This is a genomic window from Streptococcus mitis (assembly GCF_946190375.1).
GTDB lineage: Bacteria > Bacillota > Bacilli > Lactobacillales > Streptococcaceae > Streptococcus > Streptococcus mitis_CJ.
Genome location: NZ_CAMIAF010000002.1, coordinates 35,736 through 52,435, shown reverse-complemented (window position 1 = coordinate 52,435; position 16,700 = coordinate 35,736). Strand labels below are relative to the sequence as shown.

General features: G+C 40.8%; 31 protein-coding genes. All 31 read left to right on the top strand.

Features of this window, described 5'->3' with window-relative positions; translation table 11 throughout:
• Window positions 1-236: 236 nt before the first annotated feature.
• On the top strand, window positions 237-545 hold the full coding sequence (gene rpsJ / locus N8M09_RS01510) for a 30S ribosomal protein S10 (protein ID WP_001284513.1): 309 nt from the start codon (window positions 237-239) through the stop codon (window positions 543-545).
• Between the two features lie 82 nt (window positions 546-627).
• Window positions 628-1,254 carry a 50S ribosomal protein L3 gene (gene rplC / locus N8M09_RS01505; protein WP_000160197.1) on the top strand — a complete coding sequence of 209 codons (627 nt, stop codon included), beginning with the start codon at window positions 628-630 and terminating at the stop codon, window positions 1,252-1,254.
• A gap of 24 nt (window positions 1,255-1,278) precedes the next feature.
• Window positions 1,279-1,902, top strand: coding sequence for a 50S ribosomal protein L4 (rplD, locus tag N8M09_RS01500; protein ID WP_000024549.1), 624 nt, complete (start codon window positions 1,279-1,281; stop codon window positions 1,900-1,902).
• A complete protein-coding gene (locus N8M09_RS01495; RefSeq protein ID WP_001055347.1) occupies window positions 1,902-2,198 on the top strand; it encodes a 50S ribosomal protein L23 in 297 nt (98 codons plus the stop codon). The genes rplD and N8M09_RS01495 overlap by 1 nt, the downstream gene beginning before the upstream one ends.
• Window positions 2,199-2,215: 17 nt before the next feature.
• The gene (rplB, locus tag N8M09_RS01490; protein WP_000512911.1) at window positions 2,216-3,049 is read left to right on the top strand and encodes a 50S ribosomal protein L2; all 834 of its coding nucleotides are present in this window, start codon (window positions 2,216-2,218) and stop codon (window positions 3,047-3,049) included.
• Between the two features lie 103 nt (window positions 3,050-3,152).
• On the top strand, window positions 3,153-3,434 hold the full coding sequence (gene rpsS, locus N8M09_RS01485) for a 30S ribosomal protein S19 (RefSeq protein WP_000533766.1): 282 nt from the start codon (window positions 3,153-3,155) through the stop codon (window positions 3,432-3,434).
• Between the two features lie 11 nt (window positions 3,435-3,445).
• The gene (gene rplV / locus N8M09_RS01480) at window positions 3,446-3,790 is read left to right on the top strand and encodes a 50S ribosomal protein L22 (protein WP_000818137.1); all 345 of its coding nucleotides are present in this window, start codon (window positions 3,446-3,448) and stop codon (window positions 3,788-3,790) included.
• Between the two features lie 12 nt (window positions 3,791-3,802).
• Window positions 3,803-4,456 carry a 30S ribosomal protein S3 gene (gene rpsC, locus N8M09_RS01475; RefSeq protein WP_000529936.1) on the top strand — a complete coding sequence of 218 codons (654 nt, stop codon included), beginning with the start codon at window positions 3,803-3,805 and terminating at the stop codon, window positions 4,454-4,456.
• A gap of 3 nt (window positions 4,457-4,459) precedes the next feature.
• Window positions 4,460-4,873: a 50S ribosomal protein L16 gene (gene rplP, locus N8M09_RS01470; protein WP_000960946.1), complete on the top strand. Its 414-nt coding sequence runs from the start codon at window positions 4,460-4,462 to the stop codon at window positions 4,871-4,873.
• A 9-nt stretch (window positions 4,874-4,882) separates the two neighbouring features.
• Entirely contained in the window at window positions 4,883-5,089 is a 207-nt protein-coding gene (rpmC, locus tag N8M09_RS01465) for a 50S ribosomal protein L29 (protein ID WP_000772918.1), read from the top strand.
• Between the two features lie 24 nt (window positions 5,090-5,113).
• Window positions 5,114-5,374, top strand: coding sequence for a 30S ribosomal protein S17 (gene rpsQ, locus N8M09_RS01460; protein ID WP_000440801.1), 261 nt, complete (start codon window positions 5,114-5,116; stop codon window positions 5,372-5,374).
• 25 nt (window positions 5,375-5,399) lie between these two features.
• Window positions 5,400-5,768: a 50S ribosomal protein L14 gene (gene rplN, locus N8M09_RS01455; RefSeq protein ID WP_000616545.1), complete on the top strand. Its 369-nt coding sequence runs from the start codon at window positions 5,400-5,402 to the stop codon at window positions 5,766-5,768.
• Between the two features lie 77 nt (window positions 5,769-5,845).
• Window positions 5,846-6,151 carry a 50S ribosomal protein L24 gene (rplX, locus tag N8M09_RS01450; RefSeq protein ID WP_000497691.1) on the top strand — a complete coding sequence of 102 codons (306 nt, stop codon included), beginning with the start codon at window positions 5,846-5,848 and terminating at the stop codon, window positions 6,149-6,151.
• Between the two features lie 23 nt (window positions 6,152-6,174).
• Window positions 6,175-6,717, top strand: a complete 543-nt coding sequence (gene rplE / locus N8M09_RS01445) for a 50S ribosomal protein L5 (RefSeq protein WP_000013542.1) — start codon at window positions 6,175-6,177, stop codon at window positions 6,715-6,717.
• Between the two features lie 17 nt (window positions 6,718-6,734).
• On the top strand, window positions 6,735-6,920 hold the full coding sequence (locus N8M09_RS01440) for a type Z 30S ribosomal protein S14 (RefSeq protein WP_001085697.1): 186 nt from the start codon (window positions 6,735-6,737) through the stop codon (window positions 6,918-6,920).
• 284 nt (window positions 6,921-7,204) lie between these two features.
• Window positions 7,205-7,603, top strand: coding sequence for a 30S ribosomal protein S8 (rpsH, locus tag N8M09_RS01435; RefSeq protein WP_000245504.1), 399 nt, complete (start codon window positions 7,205-7,207; stop codon window positions 7,601-7,603).
• A 187-nt stretch (window positions 7,604-7,790) separates the two neighbouring features.
• Window positions 7,791-8,327, top strand: coding sequence for a 50S ribosomal protein L6 (gene rplF / locus N8M09_RS01430; protein WP_261062914.1), 537 nt, complete (start codon window positions 7,791-7,793; stop codon window positions 8,325-8,327).
• A gap of 83 nt (window positions 8,328-8,410) precedes the next feature.
• Window positions 8,411-8,767, top strand: a complete 357-nt coding sequence (gene rplR / locus N8M09_RS01425; RefSeq protein WP_000624044.1) for a 50S ribosomal protein L18 — start codon at window positions 8,411-8,413, stop codon at window positions 8,765-8,767.
• A 17-nt stretch (window positions 8,768-8,784) separates the two neighbouring features.
• Entirely contained in the window at window positions 8,785-9,279 is a 495-nt protein-coding gene (rpsE, locus tag N8M09_RS01420) for a 30S ribosomal protein S5 (RefSeq protein WP_000874204.1), read from the top strand.
• A 13-nt stretch (window positions 9,280-9,292) separates the two neighbouring features.
• A complete protein-coding gene (gene rpmD / locus N8M09_RS01415) occupies window positions 9,293-9,475 on the top strand; it encodes a 50S ribosomal protein L30 (RefSeq protein ID WP_000057241.1) in 183 nt (60 codons plus the stop codon).
• A gap of 144 nt (window positions 9,476-9,619) precedes the next feature.
• A complete protein-coding gene (gene rplO, locus N8M09_RS01410) occupies window positions 9,620-10,060 on the top strand; it encodes a 50S ribosomal protein L15 (protein ID WP_000766087.1) in 441 nt (146 codons plus the stop codon).
• A 12-nt stretch (window positions 10,061-10,072) separates the two neighbouring features.
• Window positions 10,073-11,383, top strand: a complete 1,311-nt coding sequence (gene secY, locus N8M09_RS01405; protein ID WP_000465403.1) for a preprotein translocase subunit SecY — start codon at window positions 10,073-10,075, stop codon at window positions 11,381-11,383.
• A gap of 150 nt (window positions 11,384-11,533) precedes the next feature.
• Window positions 11,534-12,172, top strand: a complete 639-nt coding sequence (locus N8M09_RS01400; RefSeq protein ID WP_125392874.1) for an adenylate kinase — start codon at window positions 11,534-11,536, stop codon at window positions 12,170-12,172.
• Between the two features lie 116 nt (window positions 12,173-12,288).
• Window positions 12,289-12,507, top strand: a complete 219-nt coding sequence (gene infA, locus N8M09_RS01395) for a translation initiation factor IF-1 (protein WP_001029883.1) — start codon at window positions 12,289-12,291, stop codon at window positions 12,505-12,507.
• 24 nt (window positions 12,508-12,531) lie between these two features.
• Complete coding sequence (gene rpmJ, locus N8M09_RS01390; RefSeq protein ID WP_001808836.1) at window positions 12,532-12,648, top strand: 50S ribosomal protein L36; 117 nt, start codon at window positions 12,532-12,534, stop codon at window positions 12,646-12,648.
• Between the two features lie 17 nt (window positions 12,649-12,665).
• Window positions 12,666-13,031: a 30S ribosomal protein S13 gene (gene rpsM, locus N8M09_RS01385; protein WP_000090781.1), complete on the top strand. Its 366-nt coding sequence runs from the start codon at window positions 12,666-12,668 to the stop codon at window positions 13,029-13,031.
• Between the two features lie 17 nt (window positions 13,032-13,048).
• Window positions 13,049-13,432: a 30S ribosomal protein S11 gene (gene rpsK, locus N8M09_RS01380; RefSeq protein WP_001118385.1), complete on the top strand. Its 384-nt coding sequence runs from the start codon at window positions 13,049-13,051 to the stop codon at window positions 13,430-13,432.
• 42 nt (window positions 13,433-13,474) lie between these two features.
• Window positions 13,475-14,410, top strand: coding sequence for a DNA-directed RNA polymerase subunit alpha (locus N8M09_RS01375; RefSeq protein ID WP_000568988.1), 936 nt, complete (start codon window positions 13,475-13,477; stop codon window positions 14,408-14,410).
• Window positions 14,411-14,421: 11 nt separating this feature from the next.
• Window positions 14,422-14,808 (top strand): 50S ribosomal protein L17, encoded by a 387-nt coding sequence (rplQ, locus tag N8M09_RS01370; RefSeq protein ID WP_000331493.1) that lies wholly within the window; start codon window positions 14,422-14,424, stop codon window positions 14,806-14,808.
• A gap of 264 nt (window positions 14,809-15,072) precedes the next feature.
• The gene (locus tag N8M09_RS01365) at window positions 15,073-15,339 is read left to right on the top strand and encodes an ACT domain-containing protein (protein WP_261062913.1); all 267 of its coding nucleotides are present in this window, start codon (window positions 15,073-15,075) and stop codon (window positions 15,337-15,339) included.
• Window positions 15,340-15,348: 9 nt separating this feature from the next.
• Window positions 15,349-16,686, top strand: coding sequence for a PFL family protein (locus N8M09_RS01360; protein WP_049521553.1), 1,338 nt, complete (start codon window positions 15,349-15,351; stop codon window positions 16,684-16,686).
• Window positions 16,687-16,700 lie beyond the last annotated feature (14 nt).

Sequence of the window (16,700 nt, the reverse complement as noted above, 5' to 3'; positions counted from 1 at the left end):
CTTAAATAAATGACCTGTCAAAAAAGAAAACATTTTCATGTTAAAAATTTTAAAAAACAGCAACAAATCCCTTGCAATCGCAGGGGCTTTGTGTTATTCTATTATGGTGCTGTAAATTACAGCTTTAGCTTTGATGCAAGAGGTTGCGACACGCTCGGTTGCATTGCCACGCAACACCGCGTCGGTTTTCTTGTGGAGCTAGCCTATTATCTTAAATAGACGAAAAGGAGAAAAAGATGGCAAACAAAAAAATCCGTATCCGTTTGAAAGCTTACGAACACCGTACGCTTGACACAGCGGCTGCAAAAATCGTAGAATCAGCTACTCGTACAGGTGCACAAGTTGCGGGTCCAATCCCACTTCCAACTGAACGTAGCCTCTACACAATTATTCGTGCGACTCACAAATACAAAGACTCTCGCGAACAATTTGAAATGCGTACACACAAACGTTTGATCGATATCGTTAACCCAACTCAAAAAACAGTTGATGCTTTGATGAAATTGGATCTTCCAAGTGGTGTAAACGTAGAAATCAAACTTTAATCTAAAGCTTGATACCTTGAGCATAAAAAACGCTCGTTAAAAACTTTTTGAATAAAAAATATAGAAAAGGAACTATTTTCTCATGACAAAAGGAATCTTAGGGAAAAAAGTGGGAATGACTCAAATCTTCACTGAAGCTGGCGAATTGATCCCTGTAACAGTTATTGAAGCAACTCCAAACGTTGTTCTTCAAGTTAAAACTGTTGAAACAGACGGATACAACGCTATCCAAGTTGGTTTCGATGACAAACGCGAAGTATTGAGCAACAAACCTGCTAAAGGACATGTAGCGAAAGCTAACACGGCTCCTAAGCGCTTCATTCGTGAATTCAAAAACGTTGAAGGCTTGGAAGTTGGTGCTGAAATCACAGTTGAAACATTCGCAGCTGGAGACGTTGTTGACGTAACTGGTACTTCTAAAGGTAAAGGTTTCCAAGGTGTTATCAAACGCCACGGACAATCACGTGGACCAATGGCTCACGGTTCTCGTTACCACCGTCGTCCAGGTTCTATGGGACCTGTTGCACCTAACCGCGTATTCAAAGGTAAAAACCTTGCAGGACGTATGGGTGGTGACCGCGTAACAATTCAAAACCTTGAAGTTGTACAAGTTGTTCCAGAAAAGAACGTTATCCTTATCAAAGGTAACGTACCAGGTGCTAAGAAATCTCTTATCACTATCAAGTCAGCAGTTAAAGCTGGTAAATAATAAGGAAAGGGGAATACAGTCAAAATGGCAAATGTAACATTATTCGACCAAACTGGTAAACAAGCTGGCGAAGTTGTTCTTAACGATGCTATCTTTGGTATCGAACCAAACCAATCTGTTGTGTTTGATGTGATCATCAGCCAACGTGCTAGCCTTCGTCAAGGAACTCACGCAGTTAAAAACCGCTCAGCTGTTTCAGGTGGCGGACGCAAACCATGGCGTCAAAAAGGAACTGGACGTGCTCGTCAAGGTTCTATCCGCTCTCCACAATGGCGTGGTGGTGGAATCGTCTTCGGACCAACTCCACGTAGCTATGCGTACAAACTTCCTCAAAAAGTTCGTCGCCTTGCGCTTAAATCTGTTTACTCAGAAAAAGTTGCTGAAAATAAATTTGTAGCCGTTGATTCTCTTGAATTTACAGCTCCAAAAACTGCTGAATTTGCAAAAGTTCTTGCAGCTTTGAGCATCGATTCTAAAGTCCTTGTTATTCTTGAAGAAGGAAACGAATTCGCAGCTCTTTCAGCTCGTAACCTTCCAAACGTGAAAGTTGCGACTGCTACAACTGCAAGTGTTCTTGACATCGCAAATAGTGACAAACTTCTTGTTACTCAAGCAGCTATCTCTAAAATCGAGGAGGTTCTTGCATAATGAATTTGTATGATGTTATCAAAAAACCTGTCATCACTGAAAGCTCAATGGCTCAACTTGAAGCAGGGAAATATGTATTTGAAGTTGACACTCGTGCACACAAACTTTTGATCAAGCAAGCTGTTGAAGCTGCTTTCGAAGGTGTTAAAGTTGCCAATGTTAACACAATCAACGTAAAACCAAAAGCTAAACGTGTTGGACGTTACACTGGTTTTACTAACAAAACTAAAAAAGCTATCATCACACTTACAGCTGATTCTAAAGCAATCGAGTTGTTTGCTGCTGAAGCTGAATAATCTAAGGAGGAAATATCGTGGGAATTCGTGTTTATAAACCAACAACAAACGGTCGCCGTAATATGACTTCTTTGGATTTCGCTGAAATCACAACAAGCACTCCTGAAAAATCATTGCTTGTTGCATTGAAGAGCAAGGCTGGTCGTAACAACAACGGTCGTATCACAGTTCGTCACCAAGGTGGTGGACACAAACGTTTCTACCGTTTGGTTGACTTCAAACGTAACAAAGACAACGTTGAAGCAGTTGTTAAAACAATCGAGTACGATCCAAACCGTTCTGCAAACATCGCTCTTGTACACTACACTGACGGTGTGAAAGCATACATCATCGCTCCAAAAGGTCTTGAAGTAGGTCAACGTATCGTTTCAGGTCCAGAAGCAGATATCAAAGTCGGAAACGCTCTTCCACTTGCTAACATCCCAGTTGGTACTTTGATCCACAACATCGAGTTGAAACCAGGTCGTGGTGGTGAATTGGTACGTGCTGCGGGTGCATCTGCTCAAGTATTGGGTTCTGAAGGTAAATACGTTCTTGTTCGTCTTCAATCAGGTGAAGTTCGTATGATTCTTGGAACTTGCCGTGCTACAGTTGGTGTTGTCGGAAACGAACAACATGGACTTGTAAACCTTGGTAAAGCAGGACGTAGCCGTTGGAAAGGTATCCGCCCAACAGTTCGTGGTTCTGTAATGAACCCTAACGATCACCCACACGGTGGTGGTGAAGGTAAAGCACCAGTTGGTCGTAAAGCACCATCTACTCCATGGGGCAAACCTGCTCTTGGTCTTAAAACTCGTAACAAGAAAGCGAAATCTGACAAACTTATCGTTCGTCGTCGCAACGAGAAATAATATTAAACTAGTAGCTTAAGTAACTAGTAAATCCGCCAGCTCGGTAGCGCTCCATGTGAGCGCAAGCCGCTGTGGTACAACATTTAAAGGAGAAAATATAAAAATGGGACGCAGTCTTAAAAAAGGACCTTTCGTCGATGAGCATTTGATGAAAAAAGTTGAAGCTCAAGCTAACGACGAAAAGAAAAAAGTTATTAAAACTTGGTCACGTCGTTCAACGATCTTCCCAAGTTTCATTGGTTACACTATCGCAGTTTATGACGGACGTAAACACGTACCTGTTTACATCCAAGAAGACATGGTGGGTCACAAACTTGGTGAATTTGCACCAACTCGTACTTACAAAGGTCACGCTGCAGACGACAAGAAAACACGTAGAAAATAAGGAGAACATAAATGGCAGAAATTACTTCAGCTAAAGCAATGGCTCGTACAGTACGTGTTTCACCTCGTAAATCACGTCTTGTCCTTGATAACATCCGTGGTAAAAGCGTAGCCGATGCAATCGCAATCTTGACATTCACTCCAAACAAAGCTGCTGAAATCATCTTGAAAGTTTTGAACTCAGCTGTAGCTAACGCTGAAAACAACTTTGGTTTGGATAAAGCTAACTTGGTAGTATCTGAAGCATTCGCAAACGAAGGACCAACTATGAAACGTTTCCGTCCACGTGCGAAAGGTTCAGCTTCACCAATCAACAAACGTACAGCTCACATCACTGTAGCTGTTGCAGAAAAATAAGGAGGTAAAATCGTGGGTCAAAAAGTACATCCAATTGGTATGCGTGTCGGCATCATCCGTGATTGGGATGCCAAATGGTATGCTGAAAAAGAATACGCGGATTACCTTCATGAAGATCTTGCAATCCGTAAATTCGTTCAAAAAGAACTTGCTGACGCAGCAGTTTCAACTATCGAAATCGAACGCGCAGTAAACAAAGTTAACGTTTCACTTCACACTGCTAAACCAGGTATGGTTATCGGTAAAGGTGGTGCTAACGTTGATGCACTCCGTGCAAAACTTAACAAATTGACTGGAAAACAAGTACACATCAACATCATCGAAATCAAACAACCTGATTTGGATGCTCACCTTGTAGGTGAAGGTATTGCTCGTCAATTGGAGCAACGTGTTGCTTTCCGTCGTGCACAAAAACAAGCAATCCAACGTGCAATGCGTGCTGGAGCTAAAGGAATCAAAACTCAAGTATCAGGTCGTTTGAACGGTGCAGATATCGCCCGTGCTGAAGGATACTCTGAAGGAACTGTTCCACTTCACACACTTCGTGCAGATATCGATTACGCTTGGGAAGAAGCAGATACTACATACGGTAAACTTGGTGTTAAAGTATGGATCTACCGTGGTGAAGTTCTTCCAGCTCGCAAAAACACTAAAGGAGGTAAATAACCAATGTTAGTACCTAAACGTGTTAAACACCGTCGTGAATTCCGTGGAAAAATGCGCGGTGAAGCAAAAGGTGGAAAAGAAGTAGCATTCGGTGAATACGGTCTTCAAGCTACAACTAGCCACTGGATCACTAACCGCCAAATCGAAGCTGCTCGTATCGCCATGACTCGTTACATGAAACGTGGTGGTAAAGTTTGGATTAAAATCTTCCCACACAAATCATACACTGCTAAAGCTATCGGTGTGCGTATGGGATCTGGTAAAGGGGCACCTGAAGGTTGGGTAGCACCAGTTAAACGTGGTAAAGTGATGTTCGAAATCGCTGGTGTATCTGAAGAGATTGCACGCGAAGCGCTTCGTCTTGCTAGCCACAAATTGCCAGTTAAATGTAAATTCGTAAAACGTGAAGCAGAATAAGGAGAAGGCATGAAACTTAATGAAGTAAAAGAATTTGTTAAAGAACTTCGTGGTCTTTCTCAAGAAGAACTCGCGAAGCGCGAAAACGAATTGAAAAAAGAATTGTTTGAACTTCGTTTCCAAGCTGCTACTGGTCAATTGGAACAAACAGCTCGCTTGAAAGAAGTTAAAAAACAAATCGCTCGTATCAAAACAGTTCAATCTGAAGCGAAATAATAGACTAGGGAAGGAGAAATTTCAATGGAACGCAATAATCGTAAAGTTCTTGTTGGACGTGTTGTATCTGACAAAATGGACAAGACAATCACAGTTGTAGTTGAAACAAAACGTAACCACCCAGTCTATGGTAAACGTATTAACTACTCTAAAAAATACAAAGCTCATGATGAAAACAATGTTGCCAAAGAAGGTGATATCGTACGTATCATGGAAACTCGTCCGCTTTCAGCTACAAAACGTTTCCGTCTTGTAGAAGTTGTTGAAGAAGCGGTCATCATCTAATCAAACCTGAAAGGAGAAAACTGAAATGATTCAAACAGAAACTCGTTTGAAAGTCGCAGACAACAGCGGTGCTCGCGAAATCTTGACTATCAAAGTTCTTGGTGGTTCAGGACGTAAATTTGCAAACATCGGTGATGTTATCGTGGCATCTGTAAAACAAGCTACTCCTGGTGGTGCGGTTAAAAAAGGTGACGTTGTTAAAGCAGTTATCGTTCGTACTAAATCAGGTGCTCGTCGTGCTGATGGTTCATACATCAAATTTGACGAAAACGCAGCAGTTATCATCCGTGAAGACAAAACTCCTCGCGGAACACGTATCTTTGGCCCAGTTGCACGTGAATTGCGTGAAGGTGGCTTCATGAAGATCGTGTCACTTGCTCCAGAAGTACTTTAATTTTTAGAAACAAACTAGTCCCCTAGCTTCAAGCTAGGGTGCCCTTATGGGCGTAAGAAAAATCAAGGAGAAACCTAATGTTTGTAAAAAAAGGCGACAAAGTTCGCGTAATCGCTGGTAAAGATAAGGGAACAGAAGCTGTTGTCCTTACTGCTCTTCCAAAAGTAAACAAAGTTATCGTTGAAGGTGTTAACATCGTTAAGAAACACCAACGTCCAACTAACGAGCTTCCTCAAGGTGGTATCATCGAAAAAGAAGCAGCTATCCATGTATCAAACGTTCAAGTTTTGGACAAAAATGGTGTAGCTGGTCGTGTTGGTTACAAATTTGTAGACGGTAAAAAAGTTCGCTACAACAAAAAATCAGGCGAAGTGCTTGATTAATCACGAAGGAAAGGAGAAGTATAATGGCAAATCGTTTAAAAGAAAAATATCTTAATGAAGTAGTACCTGCTTTGACAGAACAATTCAACTACTCATCAGTGATGGCTGTGCCTAAAGTAGATAAGATCGTTTTGAACATGGGTGTTGGTGAAGCTGTATCAAATGCTAAAAGCCTTGAAAAAGCTGCTGAAGAATTGGCACTTATCTCAGGTCAAAAACCACTTATCACTAAAGCTAAAAAATCAATCGCCGGCTTCCGTCTTCGTGAAGGTGTTGCGATCGGTGCAAAAGTTACCCTTCGTGGTGAACGTATGTACGAATTCTTGGATAAATTGGTTTCAGTTTCACTTCCACGTGTACGTGACTTCCACGGTGTTCCAACAAAATCATTTGATGGACGCGGAAACTACACACTTGGTGTGAAAGAACAATTGATCTTCCCAGAAATCAACTTCGATGACGTTGACAAAACTCGTGGTCTTGACATCGTTATCGTAACAACTGCTAACACTGACGAAGAGTCACGTGCATTGCTTACAGGCCTTGGAATGCCTTTTGCAAAATAATATAGGAGGTAAATCTAATGGCTAAAAAATCAATGATTGCTAAGAACAAACGTCCAGCGAAGTTCTCTACTCAAGCTTATACTCGTTGTGAAAAATGTGGTCGTCCACATTCAGTTTACCGCAAATTTAAACTTTGCCGTGTTTGCTTCCGTGAATTAGCTTACAAAGGACAAATCCCTGGTGTAACAAAAGCATCTTGGTAATTTAAGATATCAAGGGCGTCAAAACTCTAAGTGAAAATAGGAAATTTGACGAAGAAACTGAAGTTTCTAGGAAAGCTTATCTTTTTCACACAGAGTTTAGCCCGGGTTCAGTTGGGCTTGCCAATTTGAACACGAGCTACAGCTTTGACAAAAAAGACCAATTTTCTTTGGAGCATCGCTCCTGCATCAAATTGCCTATTTTTGCTCTTGCTGTTACGCTCTTTGTATCATGTATTAACTAGCAAGTGCAACTTGCAAACTACTAGTAAGAGGAGAAAAACAAAATGGTTATGACTGACCCAATCGCAGACTTCCTAACTCGTATTCGTAACGCTAACCAAGCTAAACACGAAGTACTTGAAGTACCTGCATCAAACATCAAAAAAGGGATTGCTGAAATCCTTAAGCGCGAAGGTTTTGTAAAAAACGTTGAAATCATCGAAGATGACAAACAAGGAATCATCCGTGTATTCCTTAAATACGGACCAAACGGTGAAAAAGTTATCACTAACTTGAAACGTGTTTCTAAACCAGGACTTCGTGTCTACAAAAAACGTGAAGACCTTCCAAAAGTTCTTAATGGACTTGGAATTGCTATCCTTTCAACTTCTGAAGGTTTGCTAACTGATAAAGAAGCACGCCAAAAGAATGTTGGTGGAGAAGTTATCGCTTACGTTTGGTAATATTTAGCTCTCAATTTCTTTGTGATTCTTCGTTATCGTCTCTTGCCTAACCCAAAGTTATGCCTGCGAGACGATGCCTAGATTCACTTTGAAATTGAAACCTAAATGTTCCTTTAAATCGAGAAATCGATTTAACCCCGTGAAAACTGGCCGTTCTGGCCTGACAATTTAACAGGAGAAAATAAACATGTCACGTATTGGTAATAAAGTTATCGTGTTGCCTGCTGGTGTTGAAATCACTAACAATGACAACATTGTAACTGTAAAAGGACCTAAAGGGGAACTTACTCGTGAGTTCTCAAAAGATATTGAAATCCGTGTGGAAGGTACAGAAGTAACTCTTCACCGTCCAAACGATTCAAAAGAAATGAAAACTATCCACGGAACTACTCGTGCCCTTTTGAACAACATGGTTGTTGGTGTATCAGAAGGATTCAAGAAAGAACTTGAAATGCGCGGGGTTGGTTACCGTGCACAACTTCAAGGATCTAAACTTGTTTTGGCTGTTGGTAAATCTCATCCAGACGAAGTTGAAGCTCCAGAAGGAATTACTTTTGAACTTCCAAACCCAACAACAATCGTTGTTAGCGGAATTTCAAAAGAAGTAGTTGGTCAAACAGCTGCTTACGTACGTAGCCTTCGTTCACCAGAACCATATAAAGGTAAAGGTATCCGTTACGTTGGTGAATTCGTTCGCCGTAAAGAAGGTAAAACAGGTAAATAATGTTGAGTGGTTGATTCTCAACCACCAACCTATTTTCCAACTTTGTGCATAGCACACGATTTAAAACTAAAGAGGTGAAAACTGTGATTTCAAAACCAGATAAAAACAAACTCCGCCAAAAACGCCACCGTCGCGTTCGCGGAAAACTCTCTGGAACTGCTGATCGCCCACGTTTGAACGTATTCCGTTCTAATACAGGCATCTACGCTCAAGTGATTGATGACGTAGCGGGTGTAACGCTCGCAAGTGCTTCAACTCTTGATAAAGAAGTTTCAAAAGGAACTAAAACTGAACAAGCCGTTGCTGTCGGTAAACTCGTTGCAGAACGTGCAAACGCTAAAGGTATTTCAGAAGTGGTGTTCGACCGCGGTGGATATCTATATCACGGACGTGTGAAAGCTTTGGCTGATGCAGCTCGTGAAAACGGATTGAAATTCTAATAGGAGGACACTAGAAAATGGCATTTAAAGACAATGCAGTTGAATTAGAAGAACGCGTAGTTGCTGTCAACCGTGTTACAAAAGTTGTTAAAGGTGGACGTCGTCTTCGTTTCGCAGCTCTTGTTGTTGTTGGTGACCACAACGGTCGCGTAGGATTTGGTACTGGTAAAGCTCAAGAAGTTCCAGAAGCAATCCGTAAAGCAGTAGAGGATGCTAAGAAAAACTTGATCGAAGTTCCTATGGTTGGAACAACAATCCCACACGAAGTTCTTTCAGAATTCGGTGGAGCTAAAGTATTGTTGAAACCTGCTGTAGAAGGTTCTGGAGTTGCCGCTGGTGGTGCAGTTCGTGCCGTTGTGGAATTGGCAGGTGTGGCAGATATTACATCTAAATCACTTGGTTCTAACACTCCAATCAACATTGTTCGTGCAACTGTTGAAGGTTTGAAACAATTGAAACGCGCTGAAGAAGTTGCTGCCCTTCGTGGTATTTCAGTTTCTGATTTGGCATAAGAAAGGGGATAAAATGGCTCAAATTAAAATTACTTTGACTAAGTCTCCAATCGGACGCATTCCATCACAACGTAAAACTGTTGTAGCACTTGGACTTGGCAAATTGAACAGCTCTGTTATTAAAGAAGATAACGCTGCTATCCGTGGTATGATCACAGCAGTATCTCACTTGGTAACAGTTGAAGAAGTAAACTAATGAATTTTTAGGGGATGTGCACTATACCATCCCCTAAAACTAGATATAGTCATCTATGATGACGTCGTATAGGCGAGTTGATGGGGGAGACAACCTTTTCTCCCTTATCGGCGCTAGCATTTTACAAAAGAGGAGAAAATAAAAATGAAACTTCATGAATTGAAACCTGCAGAAGGTTCTCGTAAAGTACGTAACCGCGTTGGTCGTGGTACTTCATCAGGTAACGGTAAAACATCTGGTCGTGGTCAAAAAGGTCAAAAAGCTCGTAGCGGTGGCGGAGTTCGCCTTGGTTTTGAAGGTGGACAAACTCCATTGTTCCGTCGTCTTCCAAAACGTGGATTCACTAACATCAACGCTAAAGAATACGCAATTGTGAACCTTGACCAATTGAACGTCTTTGAAGATGGTGCTGAAGTTACTCCAGTTGTTCTTATCGAAGCAGGAATTGTTAAAGCTGAAAAATCAGGTATTAAAATTCTTGGTAACGGTGAGTTGACTAAGAAATTGACTGTGAAAGCAGCTAAATTCTCTAAATCAGCTGAAGAAGCTATCACTGCTAAAGGTGGTTCAGTAGAAGTCATCTAAGAGAGGTGACCTATGTTTTTTAAATTATTAAGAGAAGCTCTTAAAGTCAAACAGGTTCGATCAAAAATTTTATTTACAATTTTTATCGTTTTGGTCTTTCGTATCGGGACTAGCATTACAGTTCCTGGTGTGAATGCCAATAGTTTGAATGCTTTAAGTGGATTGTCCTTCTTAAACATGTTGAGCTTGGTATCGGGGAATGCCATGAAAAACTTCTCAGTTTTTGCTCTTGGTGTTAGTCCCTACATTACGGCCTCTATCGTTGTCCAACTCTTGCAAATGGATATTTTACCCAAGTTTGTAGAGTGGGGTAAACAAGGGGAAGTAGGTCGAAGAAAATTAAATCAAGCTACTCGTTATATTGCTCTTGTTCTAGCCTTTGTGCAATCTATCGGGATTACAGCTGGTTTTAATACTTTGGCTGGAGCTCAATTGTTGAAAACAGCTCTTACTCCACAAGTCTTTATCATGATTGGTATCATCTTAACAGCTGGTAGCATGATTGTGACTTGGTTGGGTGAGCAAATTACAGATAAGGGATACGGAAATGGTGTTTCTATGATTATCTTTGCTGGGATTGTTGCCTCAATTCCAGAGATGATTCAGGGCATCTATGTGGATTACTTTGTGAACGTCCCAAGCAGCCGTATCAACTCATCTATCATTTTCGTAATCATTTTGATTATTACTGTATTGTTGATTATTTATTTTACAACTTATGTTCAACAAGCAGAATACAAAATTCCAATCCAATATACTAAGGTTGCACAAGGTGCTCCATCTAGCTCTTACCTTCCTTTGAAAGTAAACCCTGCTGGAGTTATCCCTGTTATCTTTGCAAGTTCGATTACTGCAGCGCCTGCGGCTATTCTTCAGTTTTTGAGCGCTACAGGTCATGATTGGGCTTGGGTAAGAACAGCACAAGAAATGCTGGCAACAACTTCACCAACTGGTATTGCCATGTATGCTTTGTTGATTATTCTCTTTACATTCTTCTATACGTTTGTACAGATTAATCCTGAAAAAGCGGCAGAAAACTTACAAAAGAGCGGTGCTTATATCCACGGAGTTCGTCCTGGTAAAGGTACAGAAGAATATATGTCTAAACTTCTTCGTCGTCTTGCAACTGTTGGTTCTCTCTTCCTTGGTGTGATTTCTATTTTACCGATCGTGGCAAAAGATGTTTTCGGACTTTCAGAAGCAGTTGCTTTTGGAGGAACCAGTCTTTTGATCATTATCTCTACAGGTATTGAAGGAATCAAACAATTGGAAGGTTACCTATTGAAACGTAAGTATGTTGGTTTCATGGACAGAACAGAATAAAAGCATTTACTGAGTCAGTAAATGCTGAGGGAGTGGAGGTTTAAACTCTGACATTTGTGAGAGTTTGGTCTCCCCTCTTCTATTTTGTTTTTAAATAGGGGTGAAAAGACTTTTTGCTTCTATTTAAAAATAAAATAAGGAGATCAAATCATGAATCTTTTGATTATGGGCTTACCTGGTGCAGGTAAGGGAACTCAAGCAGCAAAAATCGTAGAACAATTCCATGTTGCACATATCTCAACAGGTGATATGTTCCGTGCTGCTATGGCAAATCAAACTGAAATGGGTGTTCTTGCTAAGTCATATATTGACAAGGGTGAATTAGTTCCTGATGAAGTTACAAATGGAATCGTAAAAGAACGTCTTTCACAAGATGATATTAAAGAAATAGGATTCTTGTTGGATGGTTATCCACGTACAATCGAACAAGCTCATGCCTTGGACAAAACATTGGCTGAACTTGGAATTGAACTAGAAGGTGTTATCAACATTGAAGTAAATCCTGACAGCCTTTTGGAACGTTTAAGTGGCCGTATCATCCACCGCGTAACTGGAGAAACTTTCCACAAGGTCTTTAACCCACCAGTTGACTATAAAGAAGAAGATTACTACCAACGTGAAGATGATAAGCCTGAGACAGTAAAACGTCGTTTGGATGTAAATATTGCTCAAGGAGAACCAATCATTGCTCACTACCGTGCCAAAGGTTTGGTTCATGACATCGAAGGTAATCAAGATATCAATGATGTCTTCTCAGATATCGAAAAAGTATTGACAAATTTGAAATAAAGCGTTTTTCACACTTGCAAAAATCCGCTACAAATGTTATACTGAGATAGTCTGACTTATAATTGTTGTCTCTGTGTCTAGAGGCATCGAATCGAAATTTATGGAGGTGCTTTTGCGTGGCAAAAGACGATGTGATTGAAGTTGAAGGCAAAGTAGTTGATACAATGCCGAATGCAATGTTTACGGTTGAACTTGAAAATGGACATCAGATTTTAGCAACAGTTTCTGGTAAAATTCGTAAAAACTATATTCGTATTTTAGCGGGAGATCGTGTTACTGTCGAAATGAGTCCATATGACTTGACACGTGGACGTATCACTTACCGCTTTAAATAATCGAAAAACTTGGAGGGATAAGAAATGAAAGTAAGACCATCGGTCAAACCAATTTGCGAATACTGTAAAGTTATTCGTCGTAATGGTCGTGTTATGGTAATTTGCCCAGCAAATCCAAAACACAAACAACGTCAAGGATAAGATAGAAAGGAGAAAACATGGCTCGTATTGCTGGAGTTGACATTCCAAATGACAAACGCGTAGTAATCTCATTGACTTATGTTTATGGTATCGGACTTGCAACATCTAAGAAAATTTTGGCTGCTGCTGGAATCTCAGAAGATGTTCGTGTACGTGATCTTACATCAGATCAAGAAGATGCTATCCGTCGTGAAGTGGATGCAATCAAAGTTGAAGGTGACCTTCGTCGTGAAGTAAACTTGAACATCAAACGTTTGATGGAAATCGGTTCATACCGTGGTATCCGTCACCGTCGTGGACTTCCTGTCCGTGGACAAAACACTAAAAACAACGCTCGCACTCGTAAAGGTAAAGCTGTTGCGATTGCTGGTAAGAAAAAATAATATAGGAGGTAAAAGTCTTGGCTAAACCAACACGTAAACGTCGTGTGAAAAAGAATATCGAATCTGGTATTGCTCATATTCACGCTACATTTAATAACACTATTGTTATGATTACTGATGTGCATGGTAATGCAATTGCTTGGTCATCAGCTGGTGCTCTTGGTTTCAAAGGTTCTCGTAAATCTACACCATTCGCTGCTCAAATGGCTTCTGAAGCTGCTGCTAAATCTGCACAAGAACACGGTCTTAAATCAGTTGAAGTTACTGTAAAAGGTCCAGGTTCTGGTCGTGAGTCAGCTATTCGTGCGCTTGCTGCCGCTGGTCTTGAAGTAACAGCAATTCGTGATGTGACTCCAGTGCCACACAATGGTGCTCGTCCTCCAAAACGTCGCCGTGTATAATCATCACATTACACTGCTTTTCGTTTAAGAGGGAGTAACTAAATGATCGAGTTTGAAAAACCAAATATAACAAAAATTGATGAAAATAAAGATTATGGCAAGTTTGTAATCGAACCACTTGAACGTGGCTACGGTACAACTCTTGGTAACTCTCTTCGTCGTGTACTTCTAGCTTCTCTACCAGGAGCAGCTGTGACATCTATCAATATTGATGGTGTGTTACATGAGTTTGACACAGTTCCAGGTGTTCGTGAAGACGTGATGCAAATCATTCTGAACATAAAAGGAATTGCAGTGAAATCGTACGTTGAAGACGAAAAAATCATCGAACTAGATGTTGAAGGTCCTGCTGAAGTAACAGCTGGTGACATTTTGACAGATAGCGATATTGAAATTGTAAATCCAGATCATTATCTCTTTACAATCGGTGAAGGTTCTTCTCTAAAAGCGACTATGACTGTTAACAGTGGTCGTGGATATGTACCTGCTGATGAAAATAAAAAGGATAATGCACCAGTTGGAACACTTGCTGTAGATTCTATTTATACACCAGTTACAAAAGTCAACTATCAAGTGGAACCTGCTCGTGTAGGTAGCAATGATGGATTTGACAAATTAACCCTTGAAATCTTGACAAATGGAACAATTATTCCGGAAGATGCTTTAGGGCTTTCAGCACGTATTTTGACAGAACATCTTGATTTGTTTACAAATCTTACTGAGATTGCTAAGTCAACTGAAGTGATGAAAGAAGCTGATACTGAATCTGACGACCGTATTTTGGATCGTACGATTGAGGAACTGGACTTGTCTGTGCGTTCATACAACTGTTTGAAACGTGCCGGTATCAATACTGTGCATGATTTGACAGAAAAATCTGAAGCAGAGATGATGAAAGTACGAAATCTTGGACGCAAGAGTTTGGAAGAAGTGAAACTCAAACTCATTGATTTGGGTCTTGGATTAAAAGATAAATAAAGGAGGAATACATGGCTTACCGTAAACTAGGACGCACTAGCTCACAACGTAAAGCAATGCTTCGCGATTTGACAACTGACCTTTTGATCAACGAATCAATCGTGACAACTGAAGCTCGTGCTAAAGAAATCCGTAAAACTGTTGAAAAAATGATTACTCTAGGTAAACGTGGTGATTTGCATGCACGTCGTCAAGCAGCTGCTTTCGTACGTAATGAAATCGCATCTGAAAACTATGATGAAGCAACTGATAAGTACACTTCTACTACAGCACTTCAAAAATTGTTCTCAGAAATCGCACCTCGTTATGCTGAACGTAACGGTGGATACACTCGTATCCTTAAAACTGAACCACGTCGTGGTGATGCAGCGCCAATGGCGATCATTGAATTAGTATAAAATCATCAATTTTGTTGAGTGTTATGATGATGGAGTCTTGTGCTCTTAGTCTAGCTCTGGTCTACCGCTAGGATTTCGGTCCTAGCGGGAACACTCATCATAAGTTGGGATAGTAGACGCTTGTTTACGAAATTGTTTTTTTCTTAAGAACAACTTCGTAAGCAGGCGTTTTTGAGTATTTTAGTTGGAATTATGCTATACTATTTGAAAAGAATCCTGTTTAATGTTCAGGTTTCCTATTAAAAGAAGAATTGGAGTTTGCTTATGAAAGCGATTATAACTGTTGTTGGTAAAGATAAATCTGGAATTGTTGCAGGTGTTTCTGGCAAAATTGCAGAATTGGGTTTGAATATTGATGATATCTCTCAAACTGTCTTAGATGAATATTTCACGATGATGGCTGTTGTCTCTAGTGATGAAAAGCAAGATTTTACTTATCTTCGTAATGAATTTAAAGCTTTTGGACAAACTTTGAATGTGAAAATCAATATTCAGAGTGCAGCAATTTTCGAAGCTATGTATAATATCTAGGAGGTTATCATGGATATTAGACAAGTTACTGAAACCATTTCCATGATTGAGGAGCAGAACTTCGATATCAGAACCATTACCATGGGGATTTCCCTTTTGGACTGTATCGATCCAGATATCAATCGTGCTGCGGAGAAAATTTATCAAAAGATTACGACCAAGGCGGCTAATTTAGTGGCTGTTGGCGATGAAATTGCAGCTGAGTTGGGAATTCCTATCGTTAATAAGCGTGTATCGGTGACTCCTATTTCTCTGATAGGGGCCGCGACAGATGCGACGGACTATGTGGTTCTGGCAAAAGCACTTGATAAGGCTGCGAAAGAAATCGGTGTGGATTTTATTGGTGGTTTTTCTGCCTTGGTACAAAAAGGTTATCAAAAGGGAGATGAGATTCTTATCAATTCTATTCCTCGTGCTTTGGCTGAAACGGACAAGGTCTGCTCGTCAGTCAATATCGGCTCAACCAAGTCTGGTATTAATATGACGGCTGTGGCAGATATGGGACGAATTATCAAGGAAACGGCAAATCTGTCTGATATGGGGGCAGCTAAATTGGTTGTGTTTGCTAATGCTGTTGAGGACAATCCGTTTATGGCGGGTGCCTTCCACGGTGTTGGGGAGGCAGATGTTATCATCAATGTCGGAGTTTCCGGTCCTGGTGTGGTCAAGCGTGCCTTGGAAAAAGTTCGTGGACAGAGCTTTGACGTAGTAGCCGAAACGGTCAAGAAGACTGCCTTCAAGATTACTCGTATCGGTCAATTGGTTGGTCAGATGGCTAGTGAAAGACTAGGTGTGGAGTTTGGTATTGTGGACTTGAGTTTGGCGCCAACTCCTGCGGTTGGAGATTCTGTAGCACGTGTCCTAGAAGAAATGGGACTAGAGACAGTTGGTACGCATGGAACGACGGCTGCCTTGGCTCTCTTGAACGACCAAGTTAAGAAGGGCGGAGTGATGGCCTGCAATCAAGTCGGTGGTTTGTCTGGTGCCTTTATCCCTGTTTCCGAGGATGAAGGAATGATTGCTGCAGTCCAAAATGGCTCTCTTAATCTGGAAAAACTAGAAGCTATGACGGCTATCTGTTCTGTTGGTTTGGATATGATTGCCATTCCGGAGGATACACCTGCTGAAACCATTGCGGCTATGATTGCAGATGAAGCTGCAATTGGTGTCATTAACATGAAAACTACGGCTGTTCGTATTATTCCAAAAGGAAAAGAAGGCGATATGATTGAGTTTGGTGGCCTATTAGGAACTGCACCAGTTATGAAGGTTAATGGGGCTTCGTCTGTTGATTTCATCTCTCGCGGTGGACAAATCCCAGCACCAATTCATAGTTTTAAAAATTAAGAAAATAGGAGAAA